The following is a 20,892-nucleotide window of genomic DNA, read 5'->3' on the forward strand; positions in this document are numbered from 1 at the left end:
CTTTTCGCTGGTCAGGCGATTTTCCCCCGGCGGGAGGGCAGTCAGCTCGCGCCGCCGCGGGTTCTGGGTCAGGCCGGTCGCACGAAGCACGTCCACCCGGGGTGGCCGGGCCGGCGCGAGTTCGCGGTTCTGCCACCCGCACCGCCACGCGGGCGGCGGGAGGGCCGTTCGCCTAGTCCTCCTTGGCGGGCCGCGCCTCCGGCGGGAGGACGCCCCAGTCGATGAGCTGCTCGGTCAGCTCGCCGGGGGTCATGTCGTAGATGATCGCCAGCGACCGCAGGTCCTCGGTGCGGATGGAGAGCACCTTGCCGTTGTAGTCGCCGCGCTGGCTCTGGATCGTCGCGGCGTAGCGGGCCAGCGGGCCGACCTTCTCGGCAGGCAGCTGCTGCAGCCGCTCCAGGTTGATGACGATCTTGGTGGCGGGTTCGGCCCCGGACGGCACCCGGCCCTCGGGCAGCAGCTCGACCACCGGTACGCCGTAGAAGTCGGCCAGCTCGGCCAGCTTCTGCACGGTCACCGCCCGGTCGCCGCGCTCGTAGGAACCGACCACGACAGCCTTCCACCGTCCGCCGGACTTCTGCTCGACCCCGTGCAGGGACAGCCCCTGCTGCTGGCGGATCCCGCGGAGCTTCGCCCCGAGCGCCTTGGCGTAATCGCCCATCTGGTGGTTCTCCGTTTCCTCGCCCAGTCGGTCTCATGGGCCGCCGGGGGACTGCCGAGTTGAACACTCAGAGTAATGGTTACGCATTGTCGTCACCAGGTCAAGAACATGATGCCTCCGGCACCACCCGGACGGCTGAACGGTGCCGCCTGTTAACATCGGGTGGATTTCCTCGGCAAGCAGGAGATCGACGTCCTTTAAGGACCCGTCCGGTGAGGCGGGGAAGGAGTCCGCTGTGGCGTCACGCCCTCGTGACGCGGCAGCACCAGGTGGCGAGCGCGAGCTGCTCTCCGCCGGTGATGTCGCGCGCACCATCGCCCGGATGGCCCACCAGGTCATCGAGAAGACCGCCCTCGACGGCGGCACGGGCGCACCTCCCGTTCTCCTGGGCATCCCGACCCGGGGCACCTCGCTCGCGGCCCGGCTGGCCGAGCGGATCGCCGAGTTCTCCGGCGTGGCGGTCCCCACGGGTGCCCTGGACATCACCCTCTACCGCGACGACCTGCGCCGCCGCCCGACGCGGCCGCTCGCGGACACCACCCTGCCCGACACCGGCATCGACGACCGCGTGGTGATCCTGGTCGACGACGTGCTGTTCTCCGGCCGGACCGTGCGCGCGGCGCTGGACGCCCTGCGCGACCACGGCCGCCCCCGGGCCGTGCAGCTGGCCGTCCTGGTCGACCGCGGGCACCGCGAGTTCCCGATCCGGGCCGACTACGTGGGCAAGAACATCCCGACCGCACGCGCCGAAGACGTGGCCGTCCTGCTGTCCGAAGTGGATGGGCGCGACGCGGTGCTGCTGCGCGAGGGGGAAGCGAAGGCATGAAGCACCTGCTGGCCACCGAAGGCCTGGACCCCGACCTGGCGACCGCGGTGCTGGACACCGCCGACGGCCTCAAGCGCACCCTGCTCGGCCGCGAGGTCCGCAAGCTGCCGACGCTGCGGGGCCGCACGGTCATCACGATGTTCTACGAGAACTCCACCCGGACCAGGGTCTCGTTCGAGATCGCGGGCAAGTGGATGAGCGCGGACGTGGTGAACGTCTCGGCGGGCGGCAGCTCGGTCGGCAAGGGCGAGTCGCTGCGGGACACCGCGCTGACCCTGTCCGCCGCCGGCGCCGACTGCGTCATCGTCCGCCACCCGGCCTCCGGCGCCGCGCAGCGCCTGGCCGGCTGGCTGGAGGGCACCGGCACCTCGGTCGTCAACGCCGGGGACGGCATGCACGAGCATCCCACCCAGGCGCTGCTCGACGCCGCCACGCTGCGGGAACGGCTCGGCGGCATCAAGGACCGGCGGATCGGCATCGTCGGCGACGTCCTGCACAGCCGGGTCGCGCGCTCCAACATCCACCTGCTGTCCGCGCTGGGCGCCGAGGTCGTCCTGGTCGCCCCGCCGACGCTGCTGCCGGCCGGGGTCGGGGCGCTGCCGGTCACCGTGTCGCACGACCTGGACGCCGAGCTGCCCGCGCTGGACGCGGTGATGATGCTGCGCGTGCAGGCCGAGCGGATGCACGGCGGGTTCTTCCCGTCGGCGCGGGAGTACTCGATCGCCTACGGCCTGAACGAGGCGCGGCTGCGGCTGCTGCCCGAGCACGCGGTCGTGCTGCACCCCGGCCCGATGCTGCGCGGGATGGAAATCGCCTCCGCGGTCGCGGACGCGCCGTCCGCGGCGATCACCGAACAGGTCCGCAACGGGGTGCACGTGCGGATGGCCGTGCTGTACCACCTGCTCGCCGGAGAGGAAGACGCGAAGTGAACCAGGTACTGATCAAGGGCGCCCGGCTCTACGGCGAGGGCGACCCGGTGGACGTCCTGGTCACCGGCGGCACGATCGCCGAGATCGGGTCCGTCAGCGCGCCCGACGACGCCGAGGTCATCGAGGCGAACGGTCAGGTCCTGCTGCCCGGCTTCGTCGACCTGCACACCCACCTGCGTGAACCCGGCCGCGAGGACACCGAGACCATCGAGACCGGCTCGGCCGCGGCCGCGCTCGGCGGCTACACCGCGGTCTTCGCGATGGCCAACACCGACCCGGTCGCCGACAACTCGGTGATCGTCGAGCACGTGTGGCGCCGCGGCCGCGAGGTCGGCCTGGTCGACGTGCACCCGGTCGGCGCCGTGACCGTCGGCCTGAAGGGGGAGCGGCTGGCCGAGCTGGGCACCATGGCGAAGTCGGCCGCCGGGGTGCGGGTGTTCTCCGACGACGGCCACTGCGTGCACGACCCGCTCATCATGCGGCGCGCCCTGGAGTACTCGACCGCGCTGGACGTGGTGATCGCCCAGCACGCGGAGGAGCCGCGGCTGACCGTCGGCGCGCAGGCCCACGAGGGCGAGCAGGCTTCGCGCCTGGGCTACGCGGGCTGGCCCGCCTCGGCCGAGGAGTCGATCGTCGCGCGGGACTGCCTGCTCGCCGAGCACGCCGGCGCCCGCCTGCACGTCTGCCACGTGTCCACGAGCGGCACCGCCGACGTGCTGCGCTGGGCGAAGGAGCGCGGGACCAGGGTGTCCGCCGAGGTCACCCCGCACCACCTGCTGCTGACCGACGAGCGCCTGGCCACCTACGACCCGGTGAACAAGGTCAACCCGCCGCTGCGGACGAACGCCGACGTGGAGAAGCTGCGCGCCGCCCTCGCCGAGGGCGTCATCGACTGCGTCGCCACCGACCACGCTCCGCACGCGCCGCAGGACAAGGACTGCGAGTGGTCGGCCGCCCGCCCCGGCATGCTCGGCCTGCAGACCGCACTGTCCGTGGTCGCCGCCACCATGGTCGAGACCGGCCTGCTGGACTGGCGCGGCGTGGCGAAGGTCATGAGCGAGCGCCCCGCGGAGATCGCCGGCCTGCCCGACCAGGGACGACCGCTCGCCGTCGGGGAACCGGCCAACCTCGCGCTGGTCGACCCGGGCGCACAATGGACCGTGCGGGGGGCGGAGCTGGCCAGCCTCGCCGCCAACACCCCGTACGAGGGAATGCGGTTGCCCGCCGTGGTGACCGCGACGCTGCTGCGCGGGCGCGTGACGGCCCGCGAAGGGAAGATCTGCTGATGGAACGGTTGCTGCTCACCCTGCTGGTGTTCGCCTGCTTCCTGCTCGGGCTCTGGGCCATGCGACGAAGCTGGCGGCGCCGCGCGCGCTCGCAGAGCGCGCAGCTGCCGCCGTTCCCGCAGACCCCCGCCGAGCCGGGGGAGGAGCTGCTGCCGGCGAACAAGGGGCTCTACGTGAGCACCACCACGGCCGGCGACTGGCAGGACCGGATCGTCACGCGCGGCGTCGGCCTGCGCGGGCGCGCGGTGCTGCGGCTCTACCGCGAGGGCGTGGAGATCGACCGGGCCGGCGCGCCCGGGTTCTTCATCCCCCGCGAGTCCATTGTGGAGGTCAAGCGCGCGAGCGGGATCGCCGGGAAGGTGATGGGCACCAACAGCCTCATCGTCATCACCTGGCGGCTCGGCGACAAGGAGCTGGACACCGGCTTCCGCGGCGACGACCTCGACGTCTATCCACAGTGGATCGAAAGCTTGTCGGAACGAGAGATCAAGGGAGGGGCCCAGTGACCGTGGGCACCAGGACACCGGCCGCATTGGTGCTGGAGGACGGGCGGGTGTTCCGCGGATCGGCCTACGGCGCCCAGGGCCGCACGCTGGGCGAGGCCGTGTTCTGCACCGGGATGACCGGCTACCAGGAGACGCTGACCGATCCGTCCTACCACCGCCAGATCGTGGTGCAGACCGCGCCGCAGATCGGCAACACCGGCTGGAACGACGAGGACGACGAGTCCGCCCGCATCTGGGTGTCCGGCTACGTCGTGCGCGACCCGGCGCGGGTGCCGTCGAACTGGCGGTCCCGCCGGACCCTCGACGAGGAGCTGGCGCGCCAGGGCGTGGTCGGCATCAGCGGCGTCGACACCCGCACCCTGACCCGCCACCTGCGCGAGCAGGGCGCGATGCGGGCCGGCGTGTTCTCCGGCGACGCGCTGGACACCGAGGAGGCGATGACGGCGCAGGTGCTGGCGAGCCCGCCGATGAAGGGCGCCGACCTGGCCGGCGAGGTCACCACCAAGCAGCCGTACGTGGTCGCCCCCGAGGGCGAGCGGCGCTTCCGCGTCGCCGCGCTGGACCTGGGCATCAAGTCCAACACCCCGCGCCAGATGAGCCGCCGCGGCATCGAGCTGCACGTGCTGCCCTCGACCAGCTCGCTGGACGAGCTGCTGGCCGTCGAGCCGGACGGCGTGTTCCTGTCCAACGGCCCGGGCGACCCGGCCACCCAGGACCACGCGGTCGCGCTGACCGAGGAGGTCCTGCGCCGCGAGATCCCGCTGTTCGGCATCTGCTTCGGCAACCAGATCCTCGGCCGCGCGCTGGGCCTTGGCACCTACAAGATGCGCTACGGCCACCGGGGCATCAACATCCCGGTGATCGACGTGGAGACCGGCCGGGTGGCGATCACCGCGCAGAACCACGGCTTCGCCCTGGAAGGCGAGCCGGGTCAGCGGTTCGAGTCGCCCTTCGGCGCCGCGCGCGTGAGCCACTACTGCCCCAACGACGACACGGTCGAGGGCGTGCGCTGCGCCGACGTGCCCGCCTTCTCGGTGCAGTACCACCCCGAGGCGGCCGCCGGCCCGCACGACGCCGCGCCGCTGTTCGACGAGTTCGTGACCCTGATGGAGAAGAAGAGCCGCTGATGCCGAAACGTACAGACATCGAGCACGTGCTCGTCATCGGATCCGGCCCGATCGTCATCGGCCAGGCCGCCGAGTTCGACTACTCGGGCACGCAGGCCTGCCGGGTGCTGCGCGAGGAGGGCCTGCGGGTCTCGCTGGTCAACTCCAACCCGGCCACGATCATGACCGACCCGGAGTTCGCCGACTCGACCTACATCGAGCCGGTCACGCCGGACTTCGTGGAGAAGGTCATCGCGGCCGAGCGCCCGGACGCCCTGCTGGCCACCCTGGGCGGGCAGACCGCGCTGAACACCGCCGTCGCCCTGCACGAGCGCGGCGTGCTGGAGAAGTACGGCGTCGAGCTGATCGGCGCCGACATCGACGCGATCCAGCGTGGCGAGGACCGGCAGAAGTTCAAGGACATCGTGCGCACCATCGGCGGCGACGTGCCGCGCAGCCGCGTGTGCCACTCGATGGACGAGGTCCGCGAGACCGTCGCCGAGCTGGGCCTGCCGGTCGTCATCCGGCCCTCGTTCACCATGGGCGGACTCGGGTCGGGCATGGCGCACACCGAGGAGGAGCTGGAGCGGCTGGCCTCGATCGGCCTCGCCGAGTCGCCGGTCACCGAGGTGCTCATCGAGGAGAGCGTGCTCGGCTGGAAGGAGTACGAGCTCGAGCTGATGCGCGACCGCCACGACAACGTCGTGGTGATCTGCTCGATCGAGAACATCGACGCGATGGGCGTGCACACCGGCGACTCGGTGACCGTCGCACCGGCGATGACCCTGACCGACCGCGAGTACCAGCACATGCGCGACGTGGGCATCGCCGTGCTGCGCGAGGTCGGCGTCGACACCGGCGGCTGCAACATCCAGTTCGCGATCAACCCGCGCGACGGCCGCATGGTCGTCATCGAGATGAACCCGCGCGTGTCCCGCTCCAGCGCGCTGGCCTCGAAGGCCACCGGCTTCCCGATCGCCAAGATCGCCGCGAAGCTGGCCATCGGCTACTCGCTGGACGAGATCCGCAACGACATCACCGGCGAGACCCCGGCCTCCTTCGAGCCGACCCTGGACTACGTCGTGGTCAAGGTGCCGCGGTTCGCGTTCGAGAAGTTCCCCGGCGCCGACCCGATGCTGACCACCACGATGAAGAGCGTCGGCGAGGCGATGGCCCTGGGCCGCAGCTTCCCGGAGGCGCTGGGCAAGGCGCTGCGCTCGATCGACACCAAGGCGGCCGGGTTCTGGACCACCCCGGACCCCGAGGGCGCCACGCTGGAGAACACCCTGGAGGCGCTGCGCACCCCGCACGACGGCCGCCTCTACGCGGTCGAGCGGGCCCTGCGCCTTGGCGCGACCGTCCAGCAGGTGCACGAGGCCAGTGGCATCGACCCGTGGTTCATCGACCAGATCGCGCTGATCGGCGAGGTCGGCGCCGAGGTGCGCGACGCGCCGGTGCTGGACGCGCCGCTGCTGCGCGAGGCCAAGCGCGTCGGCCTGTCCGACCAGCAGATCGCCGCGCTGCGGCCGGAGCTGGCCGGTGAGGACGGCGTGCGCGCGCTGCGCCACCGCCTCGGCGTGCGGCCGGTGTACAAGACGGTGGACACCTGCGCCGCCGAGTTCGCCGCCAAGACGCCGTACCACTACTCGGCCTACGAGTCCGACCCCGCGGCCGAATCCGAGGTCACCCCGCAGCCGGACAAGCCGAAGGTGCTGATCCTGGGCTCCGGGCCGAACCGCATCGGCCAGGGCATCGAGTTCGACTACTCGTGCGTGCACGCCGCGCTGGCACTGCGCGAGGCCGGGTTCGAGGCCGTCATGGTCAACTGCAACCCGGAGACGGTGTCCACCGACTACGACACCTCCGACCGCCTCTACTTCGAGCCGCTGACCTTCGAGGACGTGCTCGAGGTCGTCTACGCCGAGCAGCGCTCGGGCACCGTGGCCGGCGTGATCGTCCAGCTCGGCGGGCAGACGCCGCTGAAGCTGGCGCAGCGCCTGGCCGACGCGGGCGTGCCGATCGTGGGCACCTCGCCCGAGGCGATCAACCTGGCCGAGGACCGCGGCGCGTTCGGCGACGTGCTGATGGGCGCGGGCCTGCCCGCCCCGAAGTACGGCACCGCGACCTCGTTCGAGGGCGCCAAGCGGATCGCCGACGAGATCGGCTACCCGGTGCTGGTGCGGCCCTCCTACGTGCTCGGCGGCCGCGGCATGGAGATCGTCTACGACGAGCCCTCCCTGGCCGGTTACATCCAGCGCGCCACCGAGGTCACGCCCGAGCACCCGGTGCTGGTCGACCGGTTCCTCGACGACGCCATCGAGATCGACGTGGACGCCCTGTTCGACGGCGAGGAGCTGTACCTGGGCGGCGTCATGGAGCACATCGAGGAGGCCGGCATCCACTCCGGCGACTCCTCGTGCGCGCTGCCGCCGATCACGCTCGGCCGCCAGGACGTCGACGCGGTGCGCGCCTCCACCGAGGCGATCGCCCGCGGCGTCGGCGTGCGCGGCCTGCTCAACGTGCAGTACGCGCTGAAGGACGACGTGCTCTACGTCCTGGAGGCCAACCCGCGTGCCAGCCGCACCGTGCCGTTCGTGTCCAAGGCGACCGGGGTGCAGCTGGCCAAGGCGGCGTCGCTGATCATGACCGGCTCCTCCATCAAGGACTTGCGCGCCCGCGGCATCCTGCCCGCCGAGGGCGACGGCGGGCACCTGCCGGTCGACGCGCCGGTCGCGGTCAAGGAGGCGGTCCTGCCCTTCCACCGCTTCCGCACGCCGGAGGGCAAGGGCGTGGACTCGCTGCTCGGGCCGGAGATGAAGTCCACCGGCGAGGTCATGGGCGTGGACACCTCCTTCGGCGAGGCGTTCGCGAAGTCCCAGGCCGGGGCCTACGGGTCGCTGCCCACCTCGGGCAAGGTGTTCGTCTCGGTCGCCAACCGCGACAAGCGGGCGCTGGTGTTCCCGGTCAAGCGGCTGGCCGACCTCGGGTTCGAGATCCTCGCGACCTCCGGCACCGCCGAGGTGCTGCGGCGCAACGGCGTGCCCAGCACGGTCGTGCGCAAGTACTCCGAGGGCTCCGCGCCGGACGAGCCGAACGTGGTCGAGGTGATCGCCTCCGGCGGCGTGGACATGGTGATCAACACCCCGTACGGCAACAGCGGCCCGCGGATCGACGGCTACGAGATCCGCACCGCGGCGGTGTCGCGGGACATCCCGTGCATCACCACGGTGCAGGGCGCGGCGGCGGCCGTGCACGGCATCGAGGCGCTCATCCGGGGCGACATCGGGGTCCGGTCGCTGCAGGACCTGCAGGCCGCGCTGAGGTCGAAGTCGTGAGGGGAGCTGCGGCGTGACCGGCTTCGGCGCCCGGCTGGTGGAGGCGGTCGCCGCGCGCGGGAACCTGTGCGCGGGGATCGACCCCCACCCGGGCCTGCTCGACGCGTGGGGCCTGGACCGCGACCCGGGCGGGCTGGAGAAGTTCGCCCTGACGGCGGTTGACGTCCTCGCCGAGGAGGTTTCCGTGGTCAAGCCCCAGTCGGCCTTCTTCGAGGCCTACGGGCCGCCCGGGGTGGCCGTCCTGGCCCGCGTGGTCGAGCACGCCCGGGACCGCGGCGCGCTCGTCCTGCTGGACGTCAAGCGGGGCGACATCGGGTCAACGATGGCCGCCTACACGGCGGCCTACCTCGGCGACGCGGCCCCGGTCCGGGCCGACGCGATCACCGTCTCGCCCTACCTCGGGTTCGGCTCGCTGGCGCCCGCCCTCGGCGCGGGCGAGGGCCTGTTCGTGCTCGCCCGCACCTCCAACCCCGAGGCGGGCGGGCTGCAGAACGCCTTGCTGGCCAACGGCAAGACCGTCGCGCAGTCGATTGTGGACGAGGCGGCCCGGTGCAACGCCGGCGCCGCCTCCCTCGGCGACGTCGGCGTCGTCGTGGGGGCCACGATCGAGCCCGGCGAGCTCGACCTGACCGGGTTGAACGGGCCGGTCCTGGCGCCCGGTTTCGGGGCCCAGGGAGCCACCGTGGACGATCTTCACCGCCTCTTCGGTGCGGACCTGCCCGGGGTGCTGCCCGCGTCGTCCAGGGACGTTCTCAGGCACGGTCCGGACCCCGTCGCGCTGCGCGACGCGGTGCGCCGCACGCAGGCGAGTCTGACCGGATAGCGCCAATATCAGGTCCCTGTCCAGGAACCGAGCGACCACCCCCCGCATTGTGGCCGGTGGCGCGGGGTGGGTACCGTCGCGTCACCCACCCAGAATTTTGAGTACTACGGAGGAAAACGTGGCACTTCCCCAGCTGACCGAGGAACAGCGCAAGGCGGCGCTGGAGAAGGCCGCTGCCGCTCGTCGTGCCCGCGCTGAGCTGAAGGAGCGCCTCAAGCGAGGCGGCACCACGCTCACCGACGTGCTGAAGCAGGCCGACGAGGACGAGGTTCTCGGCAAGATGAAGGTCTCCGCCCTGCTCGAAGCCCTCCCCGGCGTCGGCAAGGTGCGCGCTCAGCAGACCATGGAGCGCCTGGAGATCGCACCGAGCCGGCGGCTGCGCGGCCTTGGTGACCGGCAGCGCAAGGCGCTGCTGGCCGAGTTCAGCGGCGAGTGAGCGACACCGGCAGCGACCGCGTCACCGGGGCCGGCGGGCATGCCGGCCCGGCGACGCACCGTGAGCCGGTTCCGGGCCAGGCGCGTCAGGGGTCCCGGAGCCGGCTCACGGTCGTCTCCGGCCCGTCCGGGGTCGGGAAGTCCAGCGTGGTCGGCGCGCTGCGCCGGCTGGACCCGGACATCTACTTCAGCGTCTCGGTCACCACGCGGCCGCCCCGCCCCGGCGAGATCGACGGGGTCCACTACCACTTCATCGACCGGGCGATGTTCGACAAGATGGTCGCCGCGGGCGAACTCCTCGAACACGCCGAGTTCACCGGCAACTGCTACGGCACGCCCCGGGAACCGGTCGAGCGGGCACTGGCCGAGGGCAGGCCGGCCGTGCTGGAGATCGAGTTGCAGGGGGCGCGCCAGGTGCGCGCCGCCATGCCCGACGCCCGGCTGGTCATGCTCATGCCGCCGTCCTGGGACGAGCTGGTCGGCAGGCTCAAGGGCCGGGGCACCGAGGAGGAGGCCGCCGTCAACGCCCGGCTGGCCGAAGCGGAGCGCGAGCTCGCGGCGGCGGGTGAATTCGACGTGCGGCTGGTGAACGCCGACGTCGGGGAAGCCGCGCGGCAGTTGTTAGACTTGCTGCGGGGAGACCACCGACTTCACGAAGAGAACTCAGGAGCATAGGCGCGTGACCGCATCGCTCGGCATTTACGGCGAGGAACTCGAAGGCATCACCAACCCGCCGATCGACGACCTCCTGGCCAAGGTCAGCTCGAAGTACGCGCTGGTGATCTACGCCGCGAAGCGCGCTCGGCAGATCAACGACTACTACGCCCAGCTCGGCGAGGGGCTGCTCGAGTACGTCGGCCCGCTCGTGGAGCCGGGCCCACGCGAGAAGCCGCTGTCGATCGCGCTGCGCGAGATCCACGCCGGCCTGCTCGAGCACACCGAGGGTGAGTAAACCTCGCGTCGTGCTCGGTGTGGGCGGCGGGATCGCCGCCTACAAGGCGTGTGAGGTGCTGCGCGGACTGACCGAGTCCGGTCACGACGTCCGCGTGGTGCCCACGGAGGCCGCGCTGAAGTTCGTCGGCGCGGCCACCTTCGAGGCGCTGTCCGGCCACCCGGTGCACACGGGCGTGTTCACCGAGGTGGACCAGGTTCAGCACGTCCGCATCGGCAAGGAAGCGGACCTGGTGCTGGTCGTCCCGGCGACCGCGGACCTGATGGCCCGCGCGGCCCAGGGCCGCGCCGACGACCTGCTCACCGGCACGCTGCTCACCGCGCGCTGCCCGGTCGTCTTCTTCCCGGCGATGCACACCGAGATGTGGGAGCACCCGGCCACCCGGGACAACGTGGCGCTGCTGCGGTCCCGGGGCGTCGTGGTGACCGAACCCGCCGCGGGTCGCCTCACCGGCGCCGACACCGGCAAGGGACGGCTGGCCGACCCGGCCGAGATCGTCGACCTGGCCCGGCTGCTGCTGGCCCAGCCCTCGGCGCTGCCGCGCGACCTGGAGGGCCTGCGCGTCGTCGTCTCCGCGGGCGGCACCCGGGAGCCGCTGGACCCGGTCCGCTACCTGGGCAACCGCTCGTCGGGCAAGCAGGGCTACGCGCTGGCCCGCGTCGCCGCGCAGCGGGGCGCCGAGGTCACGCTGGTGGCCGGCCACACCGTCGAGCTGCCCGAGCCGGCGGGCGCCGTGCTGCGGCGGGTGTCGACGGCCGAGCAGATGCGCGAGGCCGTGCACGAGGCGGCCAAGGAGGCGGACGTCGTCGTGATGGCCGCCGCCGTCGCTGATTTTCGTCCGGCGAACCTATCCGGCCACAAAATCAAGAAAAGCGACGACCAGCCGGATCCGGTCATCACGCTTTCCCGCAATCCGGACATTCTCGCGGAACTGGTAACGAATCGATTGCCAGGACAGGTCATTGTCGGTTTCGCCGCGGAAACGGGCGACGAGCGCGGTAGCGTACTCGACCACGGCCGTGCCAAGCTGCGACGCAAGGGCTGTGACCTGCTGGTTCTGAACGCCGTCGGGGATGGCAGGGCGTTCGAGGTCGAGGAGAACGCGGGCTGGCTGCTGGCTGCCGACGGCACCGAGCGGCCTATCCCGCTGGGCTCCAAAGCGCAACTGGCCGCCGCGGTGTGGGACGCCGTCGGGGAATTCATCAGGCACTGACCGGCGCGCCTAGTCTGGACGCCGGAGGGACAGAAGAGTTGATGGGATGTGAGCGTGGTGACCGCGTCTAACCGCAGGTTGTTCACTTCGGAGTCGGTGACCGAGGGGCACCCGGACAAGATCTGTGACGCCATCAGCGACTCGATCCTGGACGCCCTCCTGGCCAAGGACCCGCGCTCCCGCGTCGCCGTCGAGACGCTGATCACCACCGGCCAGGTGCACGTCGCGGGCGAGGTGACCACCGAGGCCTACGCCGACATCCCGACGATCGTGCGCGAGCGCATCCTCGACATCGGCTACGACTCCTCGGCCAAGGGCTTCGACGGCAACTCCTGCGGCGTGAACGTGGCCATCGGCGCGCAGTCCCCGGACATCGCGCAGGGCGTGGACACCGCCTACGAGTCGCGCGTCGAGAACGCCATCGACGAGATCGACCGGCAGGGCGCGGGCGACCAGGGCCTGATGTTCGGCTACGCGTGCTCCGACACGCCCGAGCTGATGCCGCTGCCCATCGCGCTGGCCCACCGGCTGTCCCGCCGCCTGGCCCGGGTGCGCAAGGACGGCGTGCTGCCCTACCTGCGCCCGGACGGCAAGACCCAGGTCACCATCGAGTACGCGGGCGACCAGCCGGTGCGGCTGGACACCGTCGTCGTGTCCACCCAGCACGCCGACGGGATCGACCTGGACACCATGCTCGGCGTCGACGTGCGCGAGCAGGTCGTGATGCCCGAGCTGAGCGAGATCGACCTCGACCACAGCGACGTGAAGCTGCTGGTCAACCCGACCGGCCGGTTCGTCATCGGCGGCCCGATGGGCGACGCCGGGCTGACCGGGCGCAAGATCATCGTCGACACCTACGGCGGCATGGCCCGCCACGGTGGCGGCGCGTTCTCCGGCAAGGACCCGTCGAAGGTGGACCGCTCCGCGGCCTACGCGATGCGCTGGGTCGCCAAGAACGTCGTGTCCGCCGGTCTCGCCGGGCGGGTCGAGGTGCAGGTCGCCTACGCGATCGGCAAGGCCTCGCCGGTCGGCCTGTTCGTGGAGACCTTCGGCACCGAGACGGTCGACCCGGCCAAGATCCAGGCCGCGATCACCGAGGTGTTCGACCTGCGCCCGGCCGCGATCATCCGCGACCTGGACCTGCTGCACCCCATCTACGCCGCCACCGCCGCGTACGGCCACTTCGGCCGCACCGACGTCAAGCTGCCCTGGGAGAACACCGACCGCGCCGACGCGCTCCGCTCCCTCGCCGGGGCCTGAGCTCCTGGGCGTGTCTGGTAGAGAACAAGCGTGACCTCTTCCGACGCGCTCTGGGACCTCCCCGCCGCCGCGCCCAAGCGCGCGGCGGCGAAGCGGCCCCCGTCCCGGAAGGGGCAGCAGAAGCCGGCGGAGAAGGATCCCGTCGCGCGCATCGTGGTCGACGTGCCGCTCGCGCACCTGGACCGCACCTTCGACTACCAGGTGCCGGACAAGCTCGACGCCGACGCGGTGCCCGGCTGCCGCGTGCGGGTGCGCTTCGCCGGGCAGCTGGTCGACGGGTTCCTCGTCGAGCGCGCGTCCACCACCGAGCACAAGGGGCGGCTGGCGTTCCTGGAGCGGGTCACCTCGCCCGAGCCGGTGCTTTCGCCGACCCTCTACGGGCTGGCCCGCCGCGTCGCCGATCACTACGGCGGCACGCTCATGGACGTGCTCCGGCTGGCCATCCCGCCCCGCCACGCGAAAGCCGAGTCCGAACCCGCCCGCGAGCGCGCCGAGGTGACCGAGGCGCCCTCGGCGCAGGCGTGGCAGCGGTACCAGTTCGGCGGGTCGTTCACCGAGGCGCTGCGCGCCGCCCGGCAGGCGCATGCCGTGTGGCAGGCGCTGCCGGGGGAGGATTGGCCCGCGCGGCTGGCCGAACTCGCGGCCCTCGCCGCTGCGAGCGGGCGCGGCGCGCTGCTCGTCGTGCCGGACCACCGCGACCTGACGCGTGTGCACGACGCGTGCGTTCGGGTCGCCGGTGAAGACGCCGTGGTCGCGTTGTCGGCGGACACCGGGCCGGCAGAGCGGTACCGGCGGTGGCTCGCGGTGTCGCGCGGGTCGGTGCCGATCGTGGTCGGCACGCGCGCAGCGATGTTCGCGCCGGTCGCCGACCCGGGGCTGTTCGTGGTGTGGGACGACGGCGACGACCTGCACGTCGACCCGCACATGCCGTATCCGCAGGTGCGAGACGTGCTGGCGTTGCGGGCGCATGCACAGGGCGCGTCGTTCGTCGCGGGTGGGTTCGCCCGCACCGCGGAAGCTCAGCTGCTGGTCGAGACGCGGTGGGCGCACCCGATCGTCGGATCCCGGGACGAGCTGCGGAAAGCCGCGCCGCGCGTGACCCCGGTCGGCGAGGACTTCGACGTGGCGCGCGACGAGGCGGCGCGGGTGGCCCGGCTGCCCTCGGTGGCGTTCGAGGCCGCGCGGCAGTCGTTGTCGGCCGGCGCGCCCGTGCTGGTGCAGGTGCCCCGGCGCGGCTACGTGCCCGCGCTGGCGTGCGGGCAGTGCCGGACGCCCGCGCACTGCCGCCGCTGCGCCGGCCCGCTCGGGTTGCCGGGCGGGGCGGGGGCCGACGTGGCGCACCCGCCGAGCTGCCGGTGGTGCGGCACGCCCGAGGCGCACTTCCGGTGCCCGGCCTGCGGTTCGGCGCGGCTGCGGGCGGTCGTGGTCGGCGCGAAGCGGACCGCGGAGGAGCTGGGCCGGGCGTTCCCGGGCGTGCCGGTGCGCACGTCGGGCGCGCGGGAGGTGCTGGCGTCCGTGCCCGGGCGGCCGGCGCTGGTGGTGTCCACGCCAGGGGCCGAGCCGGTGGCCGAGGGCGGCTACGGCGCGGCGCTGCTGCTGGACGGCTGGGCGCTGCTGGGGCGGCAGGACCTGCGGGCGGCGGAGGAGACGCTGCGGCGGTGGATGGCGGCGGCGGCGCTGGTGCGGCCGTCGTCGGCGGGCGGCCGGGTCGTCGTCGGCGCGGAGGCCCCGCTCGCGCCGGTGCAGGCACTGGTCCGCTGGGACCCGGCCTGGCACGCCGAGCGGGAACTGGCCGAGCGGCGCGAACTGGGCTTCCCGCCCGCGGTCCGGATGGCGAGCGTGGAGGGCACGCCGGAGGCGGTGGCCGCGCTGCTGGCCGAGACCGAGCTGCCGCCGTCCGCGGAGGTCCTGGGGCCGGTGCCGCTGACCGAGCCGGACGAGGAGGGCCGCTCCGAGCGGGAGCGGGCGCTGATCCGCGTGCCCCGCGGGGATGGGCGGGCGCTGGCGTCCTGCCTGGCCGCGGCGCAGGCGGCGCGGGCCGCCCGCAAGGAAACCGCGGCGGTGCGGATCCAGCTGGACCCGCTGGCCCTCATCTAGGGGCGAGCGCGTGACCGGCCGCGGCGAACAACGCGAAGCCGGACAGCACACCCGACACCAGCCCGATCACCGCCGCGCTCGCGCCCACGGCGGCGAGCACGAACCCGGCCACCCCGAGCGCGGTCATGGCCACGCCCAGCGTCACGAACCGGGCGAGCCGGAACGCCCGCCCCATCGCGACGAAGTGCACCCCGACCACCACGGCGATCCACGCGACACCCACTTCGCCGTGCCCGAGCACGCCGTTGATCACGAACAACCCGGCGAACAGCGCCACCACCTCGGCCGCGACGATCAGCTGGAACCGGCGCCGGTCGAAGAACGCCGTGCCCGCGCCGCCCGCCGGCTTCCCGCGCCGCGCCAGCACCACGAACAGCGCCACCGCCACCACCGCGGCGGCGATCCGGAGCACCAGCGGCCACGGCGCGGCCTGCCCGCCGCTGTTGACGAGCACGAACACGAGGCCGAACACGATCGCGATGAGTGAGCCGATCGCTTCGCCGGCGCTGATCCTGGTCATGATGATCATCCTGCCCCGACCCGGTTGAGCGTGGGCGCGGAACCGGGCAGACTGCGGGAAATGCGGACTCTGCGTGCTTTCGCGGTTCTCGTCAGTGCGGTCCTGCTCGCCCCCGGCGTCGCGTACGCCGAAGAGGCTCCACCGAAACAGCCGGTCGCCACCGGGTTCGGCGGCGCCGTCGCCAGCATCGACGCCGACGCCACCGCGATCGGCACCCGGGTGCTGGCGGAGGGCGGCAACGCGGTGGACGCGGCCGTCGCCACCGCCGCGGCTCTCGGCGTCACCGACCCGTTCTCCGCCGGCATCGGCGGCGGCGGGTTCTTCGTCTACTACGACGCCCGCACCCGGCAGGTGCACACCCTCGACGGCCGGGAGACCGCGCCCGCCTCCGCCGACGAGAACCTCTTCGTCGAGAACGGGCAGCCGATCCCGTTCGCCGAGGCCGTCACCAGCGGCCTGTCCGTCGGAGTGCCGGGCACGCCGGCCACGTGGCAGGACGCGCTGCGCAAGTGGGGCACCCGGTCGCTGAACCAGGTGCTGCGCCCGGCCGCCCGCCTGGCCCGCGACGGCTTCACCGTGGATCAGACCTTCCACACGCAGATCGCCAACAACGCGCAGCGCTTCTCGGCGTTCCCGAGCACCCGCGAGCTGTACCTGCCCGGCGGGGCGCCGCCCGCCGTCGGCACCACGTTCACCAACCCGGACCTGGCCGCCACCTACGAAACGCTGGCCCGCGAGGGCGTGCGCGCGCTCTACCGCGGCCCGATCGCCGAGGAGATCGCCGCGACCGTGCAGCAGCCGCCGGTCGATCCGGCCGCCGGGCTCAACGTCCGGCCGGGCAAGCTGACGACCGACGACATCGCCGCGTACCGCACGGTCGAGCGCGAACCCACCCGCACGCGCTACCGCGGCCTCGACGTCTACGGCATGCCCGCGCCGTCCTCCGGCGGGCTGACCGTGGGCGAGGCGCTCAACATCCTGGAGAACTTCGACGTCGCCCGGTTCGGCGAGGCCGACTACCTGCACCACTTCCTGGAGGCGAGCCGCCTCGCGTTCGCCGACCGCAACCGGTGGATCGGCGACCCGGCGTTCGTGGACGTGCCCGCGCGGGAGCTGCTCAGCCAGCGGTTCGCGGACAGCCGGGCGTGTCTGATCGACCCGTCCCGCGCGGCGGTGGGCACCGTCGCCGCAGGCGACCCGCGCCACCCGCAGCCGTGTGCCGCCGGGACCGCGGCGCCGACCCCGTACGAGGGCGAGAACACCACGCACCTGACCGTCGCGGACCGGTGGGGCAACGTGGTCGCCTACACGCTGACGATCGAGCAGGAGGGCGGCAGCGGGATCGTGGTGCCCGGCCGCGGTTTCCTGCTCAACAACGAGCTGACCGACTTCTCGTTCACCCCGGTGACGCCGGGCGTGCCCGACCCGAACCTGCCCGGCCCCGGCAAGCGCCCGCGGTCGTCGATGGCGCCGACGATCATCCTGGAGCACGGCAAGCCGCTGCTCGCCACCGGTTCGCCCGGTGGCGCCTCGATCATCACGACGGTGCTGCAGGTGCTGCTCGGCCGGCTGGACCGCGGGCTGACGCTGGAGGAGGCGATCGCCGCGCCGCGGGCCTCGCAGCGCAACTCCGGGCCCGCCCAGGTCGAACCGGCGTTCCTCGCGTTGCCGGAGGCGTCCGACCTGCGGTCGCGGGGCCAGCTCTTCTCGTCGACCCCGGCCGAGATCGGCGCCGCGACCGGCGTGGAGCGCCTCCCGGACGGCCGGTGGCTGGCCGCGGCCGAGCCGGTGCGCCGAGGCGGGGGAGCGGCGCAGGTGGTGCACCCGGTGCCTTGAACCGGCCTGTGGCTGCGCCGGTGCGGGTGATGTGCCGGGTGCCCTGAAGCGGCCCCCGCCGCACTGGTGCGGGCGGTGCTCTGCGCGGCGCAGCGGTTGCACCGGCGCAACTTGGGCACCCGCGTCCTGAACCAGGGCGCCCTGCCCGGCCGGGCGCCCTGGTCCGGCCGGGCGGGGTGCCGGGGCCGGTCACTAGACTGGCTCCGATGCCCACCCACTCCACACCCGTCGCCGAGGTGCGTTGATGCGCCTCGTCTTCGCCGGTACCCCCGAACCCGCCGTGCCGTCGCTGCGCGCGCTCCTCGACTCGCCGCGGCACGAGGTCGTCGCCGTCGTCACGCGGCCCGACGCGCCCGCCGGCCGGGGCCGCAAGCTGCTGCGCTCACCCGTCGGCGCCCTCGCCGACGAACACGGCATCGAGGTCCTCACCCCGCCCAAGGCGGGGGACCCGGATTTCCTGCGGCGGCTCACCGAACTCGCCCCCGACGCCTGCCCCGTCGTCGCCTACGGGGCGCTCCTGCCGCAGCGCGCACTGGACATCCCGCGGCACGGCTGGATCAACCTGCACTTCTCGCTGCTGCCCGCGTGGCGTGGCGCGGCGCCGGTGCAGGCCGCCATCCGCGCCGGCGACGAGATCACCGGCGCGTCCACCTTCCGCATCGTCAAGGAACTCGACGCGGGCCCGGTCTTCGGCGTGGTCACCGAGAAGATCGCCGGCGACGACACCGCGGGGGCGCTCCTGGACCGCCTCGCGGTCTCTGGCGCCCGCCTCCTGGCGTCCACATTGGACGGCATCGAGGACGGCGAGGTCCAGGCGGTGCCCCAGCCCGCCGACGGCGTCACCTACGCCCCGAAGGTCACCGTCGAGGACGCGCGCGTCACGTTCACCGACCCGGCCGCCGCCGTCGACCGCCACATCCGCTCGGTCACGCCGGATCCCGGCGCGTGGACCGAATTCCGCGGCGAACGCGTCAAGCTCGGTCCGGTGACGATCGTCGACGAGCCCCCGCTGGCGCCGGGCGAGCTGCGCGTCGAGCGCAAGCGCGTCCTGGCGGGCACGGCGACGAAACCGGTGCGGCTGGGCGAGGTCCAGGCGCAGGGCAAGAAACGCATGGCGGCCACCGACTGGGCCCGCGGCACCCGCATCGAGCAAGGAGAACGGCTGTCATGAACGAGCGCAGGCCAGCCCGGCCCCAGCGCGGCCGACCGGCGCCCCGCAAACAGGGCCCCCGCCGCCCGCCTGCCGAGGACCCGGCGCGCCGCGTCGCGCTGGAGGTGCTGCGCGCCGTCCGCCAGCGCGACGCCTACGCCAACCTCGTGCTGCCCGACATGCTGCGCCGCAACCGCCTGTCCGGCCGGGACGCCGCGCTGGCCACCGAACTCGCGTACGGCGCCTCCCGCGCCCAGGGCATGCTCGACGCGATCCTCGCCGCGTGCCTGGACCGCCCGCTGGACAAGGTCGACGGCCCGGTCCTGGACTGCCTCCGCCTCGGCGCCTACCAGCTGCTGCGCACCCGCATCCCGGAGCACGCCGCGGTCACCTCGACCGTCGACCTGGCCCGCGCCGACGCCGGCTCGCACGTCGCCGGGTTCGTCAACGCCGTCCTGCGCAGCGTCTCGGAGAAGGACGAGGACACGTGGATGGCGGAGCTGACCCCGGACCGCGACAAGGACCCGATCGGGCACCTCGCGATGCGCACCGCCCACCCGCGGTGGGTGGCGCGCGCGTTCGCCGAGGCGCTCGGCGACAAGGGCGACGACCTGCAGGCGGCGCTGGAGGCCGACGACACCCGTCCCGCCGTGCACCTGGCCGCCCGGCCGGGTGAGATCAGTGCCGACGAGCTGGCCGCCATCACCGGCGGCGACGTCGCCCCGTACTCGCCCTACGGCGTGCACCTGCCCGCCGGCGCGGGCGACCCCGGCGACTCGGAGCCGGTCCGCGAGCGCCTGGCCGTGGTCCAGGACGAGGGCAGCCAGCTGTGCGCGGTCGCGCTGACCCGGGTGCCGCTGGACGGCGCCGACGAGCGCTGGCTCGACCTGTGCGCGGGCCCCGGCGGCAAGGCCGGGATGCTCGGCGCGCTCGCCGCGACCCAGGGCGCGCACGTGGACGCCGTCGAGCAGGCCCCGCACCGCGCGAAGCTCGTCGAGCAGGCGACCGAGGGCCTGCCGGTCACCGTGCACGTCGCCGACGGCCGCGACCCCGGCCTCGAACCCGGCTTCGACCGCGTCCTGGTCGACGCGCCGTGCAGCGGCCTGGGCGCCCTGCGCCGCCGCCCCGAGGCGCGCTGGCGGCGCAAGCCCTCCGACGTGCCGGACCTGACCAGGCTGCAGGGCGAGCTGCTCACCTCGGCGCTGGACCTCACCCGCTCCGGCGGTGTGGTGGCCTACGTCGTCTGCTCGCCGCACCTGGCCGAGACCGAGGGCGTCGTCGGCGAGATCGCCCGCCGCAGCAAGGCCGAGGTGCTGGACGCGCGGGAGTTCTTCCCCGGCGTGCCCCAGCTCGGCGACGGGCCGTACGTGCAGCTGTGGCCGCACCGGCACGGCACGGACGCGATGTTCTGCGCCGTGCTGCGCAAGCCGTGACCGTCCTCGGCCTGATCGGCAGCTCGTGCGGGGGACTGGACACCCGGTTCCGCGCCGAGCTGGCCGCGCCTGCCGCCGCCCGCGGCCACCGGCTCGCGATCACGCTCACGCCGACCGCGCATCGCTGGCTGGACGCGGCCGGGGAGCTCGACCCGCTGGCCGCGCTGACCGACCTGCCGGTCCGCGCCAACTCGCGGCTGCCCGGCGAGCCGCGCCCGCACCCCGACCCGCCGGTGTTCCTGTTCGCGCCGGCGTCGGCCAACTCGGTCGCCAAGCTCGCGCTGGGCATCGCCGACAACCAGGCCCTCACCGTCCTGGGTGACGTGCTCGGCGACCCGGCCATCACGATCATCGTCGGCTACCAGGTCCAGGACGCCCGGTTCCGGCACCCGGCCTGGCGGCGGCACCTGGACACCCTCGCCGAGGCGGGCGTGCGGGTGCGGCGGCTGGAGTACGGCAAGCCCTGGTCGGAGATCCTGGACCTGCTGCCGGCGTCCACAGGATGAGTGGGGCCACGGGCGCGC

At 73.3% G+C, this 20,892-nt stretch carries 19 protein-coding genes; 17 read left to right on the forward strand and 2 right to left on the reverse strand.

Annotation, left to right across the window (positions count from 1 at the left end; genetic code table 11):
* Window positions 1–172 precede the first annotated feature (172 nt).
* A complete protein-coding gene (bldD, locus tag ACCP09_RS12410; RefSeq protein WP_020422358.1) occupies window positions 173–661 on the reverse strand; it encodes a transcriptional regulator BldD in 489 nt (162 codons plus the stop codon).
* 235 nt (window positions 662–896) lie between these two features.
* Here bldD and pyrR point away from each other — a divergent pair, with 235 nt between their 5' ends.
* The 13 genes from pyrR to ACCP09_RS12475 all read left to right on the forward strand — a co-directional run bounded on the left by pyrR (window position 897) and on the right by ACCP09_RS12475 (window position 15,429).
* Window positions 897–1,487: a bifunctional pyr operon transcriptional regulator/uracil phosphoribosyltransferase PyrR gene (gene pyrR / locus ACCP09_RS12415; RefSeq protein WP_026153212.1), complete on the forward strand. Its 591-nt coding sequence runs from the start codon at window positions 897–899 to the stop codon at window positions 1,485–1,487.
* Window positions 1,484–2,416 (forward strand): aspartate carbamoyltransferase catalytic subunit, encoded by a 933-nt coding sequence (locus tag ACCP09_RS12420; protein WP_017983077.1) that lies wholly within the window; start codon window positions 1,484–1,486, stop codon window positions 2,414–2,416. Before pyrR ends, ACCP09_RS12420 begins: the two co-directional genes overlap by 4 nt.
* Window positions 2,413–3,702 (forward strand): dihydroorotase, encoded by a 1,290-nt coding sequence (locus tag ACCP09_RS12425; RefSeq protein WP_027928696.1) that lies wholly within the window; start codon window positions 2,413–2,415, stop codon window positions 3,700–3,702. The genes ACCP09_RS12420 and ACCP09_RS12425 overlap by 4 nt, the downstream gene beginning before the upstream one ends.
* Window positions 3,702–4,208, forward strand: coding sequence for a transporter (locus tag ACCP09_RS12430; RefSeq protein ID WP_123685928.1), 507 nt, complete (start codon window positions 3,702–3,704; stop codon window positions 4,206–4,208). Before ACCP09_RS12425 ends, ACCP09_RS12430 begins: the two co-directional genes overlap by 1 nt.
* Window positions 4,205–5,335 (forward strand): glutamine-hydrolyzing carbamoyl-phosphate synthase small subunit, encoded by a 1,131-nt coding sequence (gene carA / locus ACCP09_RS12435; protein WP_027928698.1) that lies wholly within the window; start codon window positions 4,205–4,207, stop codon window positions 5,333–5,335. Before ACCP09_RS12430 ends, carA begins: the two co-directional genes overlap by 4 nt.
* Window positions 5,335–8,649, forward strand: coding sequence for a carbamoyl-phosphate synthase large subunit (carB, locus tag ACCP09_RS12440; RefSeq protein ID WP_378332309.1), 3,315 nt, complete (start codon window positions 5,335–5,337; stop codon window positions 8,647–8,649). Before carA ends, carB begins: the two co-directional genes overlap by 1 nt.
* Before the next feature lie 13 nt (window positions 8,650–8,662).
* Window positions 8,663–9,472: an orotidine-5'-phosphate decarboxylase gene (gene pyrF, locus ACCP09_RS12445; RefSeq protein WP_433745956.1), complete on the forward strand. Its 810-nt coding sequence runs from the start codon at window positions 8,663–8,665 to the stop codon at window positions 9,470–9,472.
* A 118-nt stretch (window positions 9,473–9,590) separates the two neighbouring features.
* Window positions 9,591–9,908 carry an integration host factor, actinobacterial type gene (gene mihF / locus ACCP09_RS12450; RefSeq protein ID WP_017983071.1) on the forward strand — a complete coding sequence of 106 codons (318 nt, stop codon included), beginning with the start codon at window positions 9,591–9,593 and terminating at the stop codon, window positions 9,906–9,908.
* Window positions 9,905–10,582: a guanylate kinase gene (gmk, locus tag ACCP09_RS12455; protein WP_123685931.1), complete on the forward strand. Its 678-nt coding sequence runs from the start codon at window positions 9,905–9,907 to the stop codon at window positions 10,580–10,582. Before mihF ends, gmk begins: the two co-directional genes overlap by 4 nt.
* Before the next feature lie 4 nt (window positions 10,583–10,586).
* Window positions 10,587–10,859 carry a DNA-directed RNA polymerase subunit omega gene (gene rpoZ, locus ACCP09_RS12460; RefSeq protein ID WP_017983069.1) on the forward strand — a complete coding sequence of 91 codons (273 nt, stop codon included), beginning with the start codon at window positions 10,587–10,589 and terminating at the stop codon, window positions 10,857–10,859.
* Window positions 10,852–12,072 carry a bifunctional phosphopantothenoylcysteine decarboxylase/phosphopantothenate--cysteine ligase CoaBC gene (gene coaBC / locus ACCP09_RS12465; RefSeq protein ID WP_228684513.1) on the forward strand — a complete coding sequence of 407 codons (1,221 nt, stop codon included), beginning with the start codon at window positions 10,852–10,854 and terminating at the stop codon, window positions 12,070–12,072. Before rpoZ ends, coaBC begins: the two co-directional genes overlap by 8 nt.
* Before the next feature lie 57 nt (window positions 12,073–12,129).
* Window positions 12,130–13,332 (forward strand): methionine adenosyltransferase, encoded by a 1,203-nt coding sequence (gene metK, locus ACCP09_RS12470; protein ID WP_123687288.1) that lies wholly within the window; start codon window positions 12,130–12,132, stop codon window positions 13,330–13,332.
* Window positions 13,333–13,362: 30 nt separating this feature from the next.
* A complete protein-coding gene (locus ACCP09_RS12475) occupies window positions 13,363–15,429 on the forward strand; it encodes a primosomal protein N' (RefSeq protein ID WP_027928704.1) in 2,067 nt (688 codons plus the stop codon).
* On the opposite strand, the gene ACCP09_RS12480 is transcribed toward ACCP09_RS12475, so the two are convergent.
* Entirely contained in the window at window positions 15,422–15,949 is a 528-nt protein-coding gene (locus tag ACCP09_RS12480; protein ID WP_433745963.1) for a hypothetical protein, read from the reverse strand. The genes ACCP09_RS12475 and ACCP09_RS12480 overlap by 8 nt on opposite strands.
* A 60-nt stretch (window positions 15,950–16,009) precedes the next feature.
* Here ACCP09_RS12480 and ggt point away from each other — a divergent pair, with 60 nt between their 5' ends.
* The 4 genes from ggt to ACCP09_RS12500 all read left to right on the forward strand — a co-directional run bounded on the left by ggt (window position 16,010) and on the right by ACCP09_RS12500 (window position 20,874).
* Window positions 16,010–17,785, forward strand: coding sequence for a gamma-glutamyltransferase (ggt, locus tag ACCP09_RS12485; protein WP_433745966.1), 1,776 nt, complete (start codon window positions 16,010–16,012; stop codon window positions 17,783–17,785).
* A gap of 244 nt (window positions 17,786–18,029) precedes the next feature.
* A complete protein-coding gene (gene fmt / locus ACCP09_RS12490; RefSeq protein ID WP_123685934.1) occupies window positions 18,030–18,956 on the forward strand; it encodes a methionyl-tRNA formyltransferase in 927 nt (308 codons plus the stop codon).
* Entirely contained in the window at window positions 18,953–20,368 is a 1,416-nt protein-coding gene (locus ACCP09_RS12495) for an RsmB/NOP family class I SAM-dependent RNA methyltransferase (RefSeq protein ID WP_433745969.1), read from the forward strand. Before fmt ends, ACCP09_RS12495 begins: the two co-directional genes overlap by 4 nt.
* A complete protein-coding gene (locus tag ACCP09_RS12500) occupies window positions 20,365–20,874 on the forward strand; it encodes a flavoprotein (protein WP_433745972.1) in 510 nt (169 codons plus the stop codon). The genes ACCP09_RS12495 and ACCP09_RS12500 overlap by 4 nt, the downstream gene beginning before the upstream one ends.
* Window positions 20,875–20,892 lie beyond the last annotated feature (18 nt).

Source organism: Amycolatopsis sp. 3B14 (assembly GCF_050958625.1).
Taxonomy (GTDB): Bacteria; Actinomycetota; Actinomycetes; order Mycobacteriales; family Pseudonocardiaceae; genus Amycolatopsis_E; species Amycolatopsis_E thermoflava.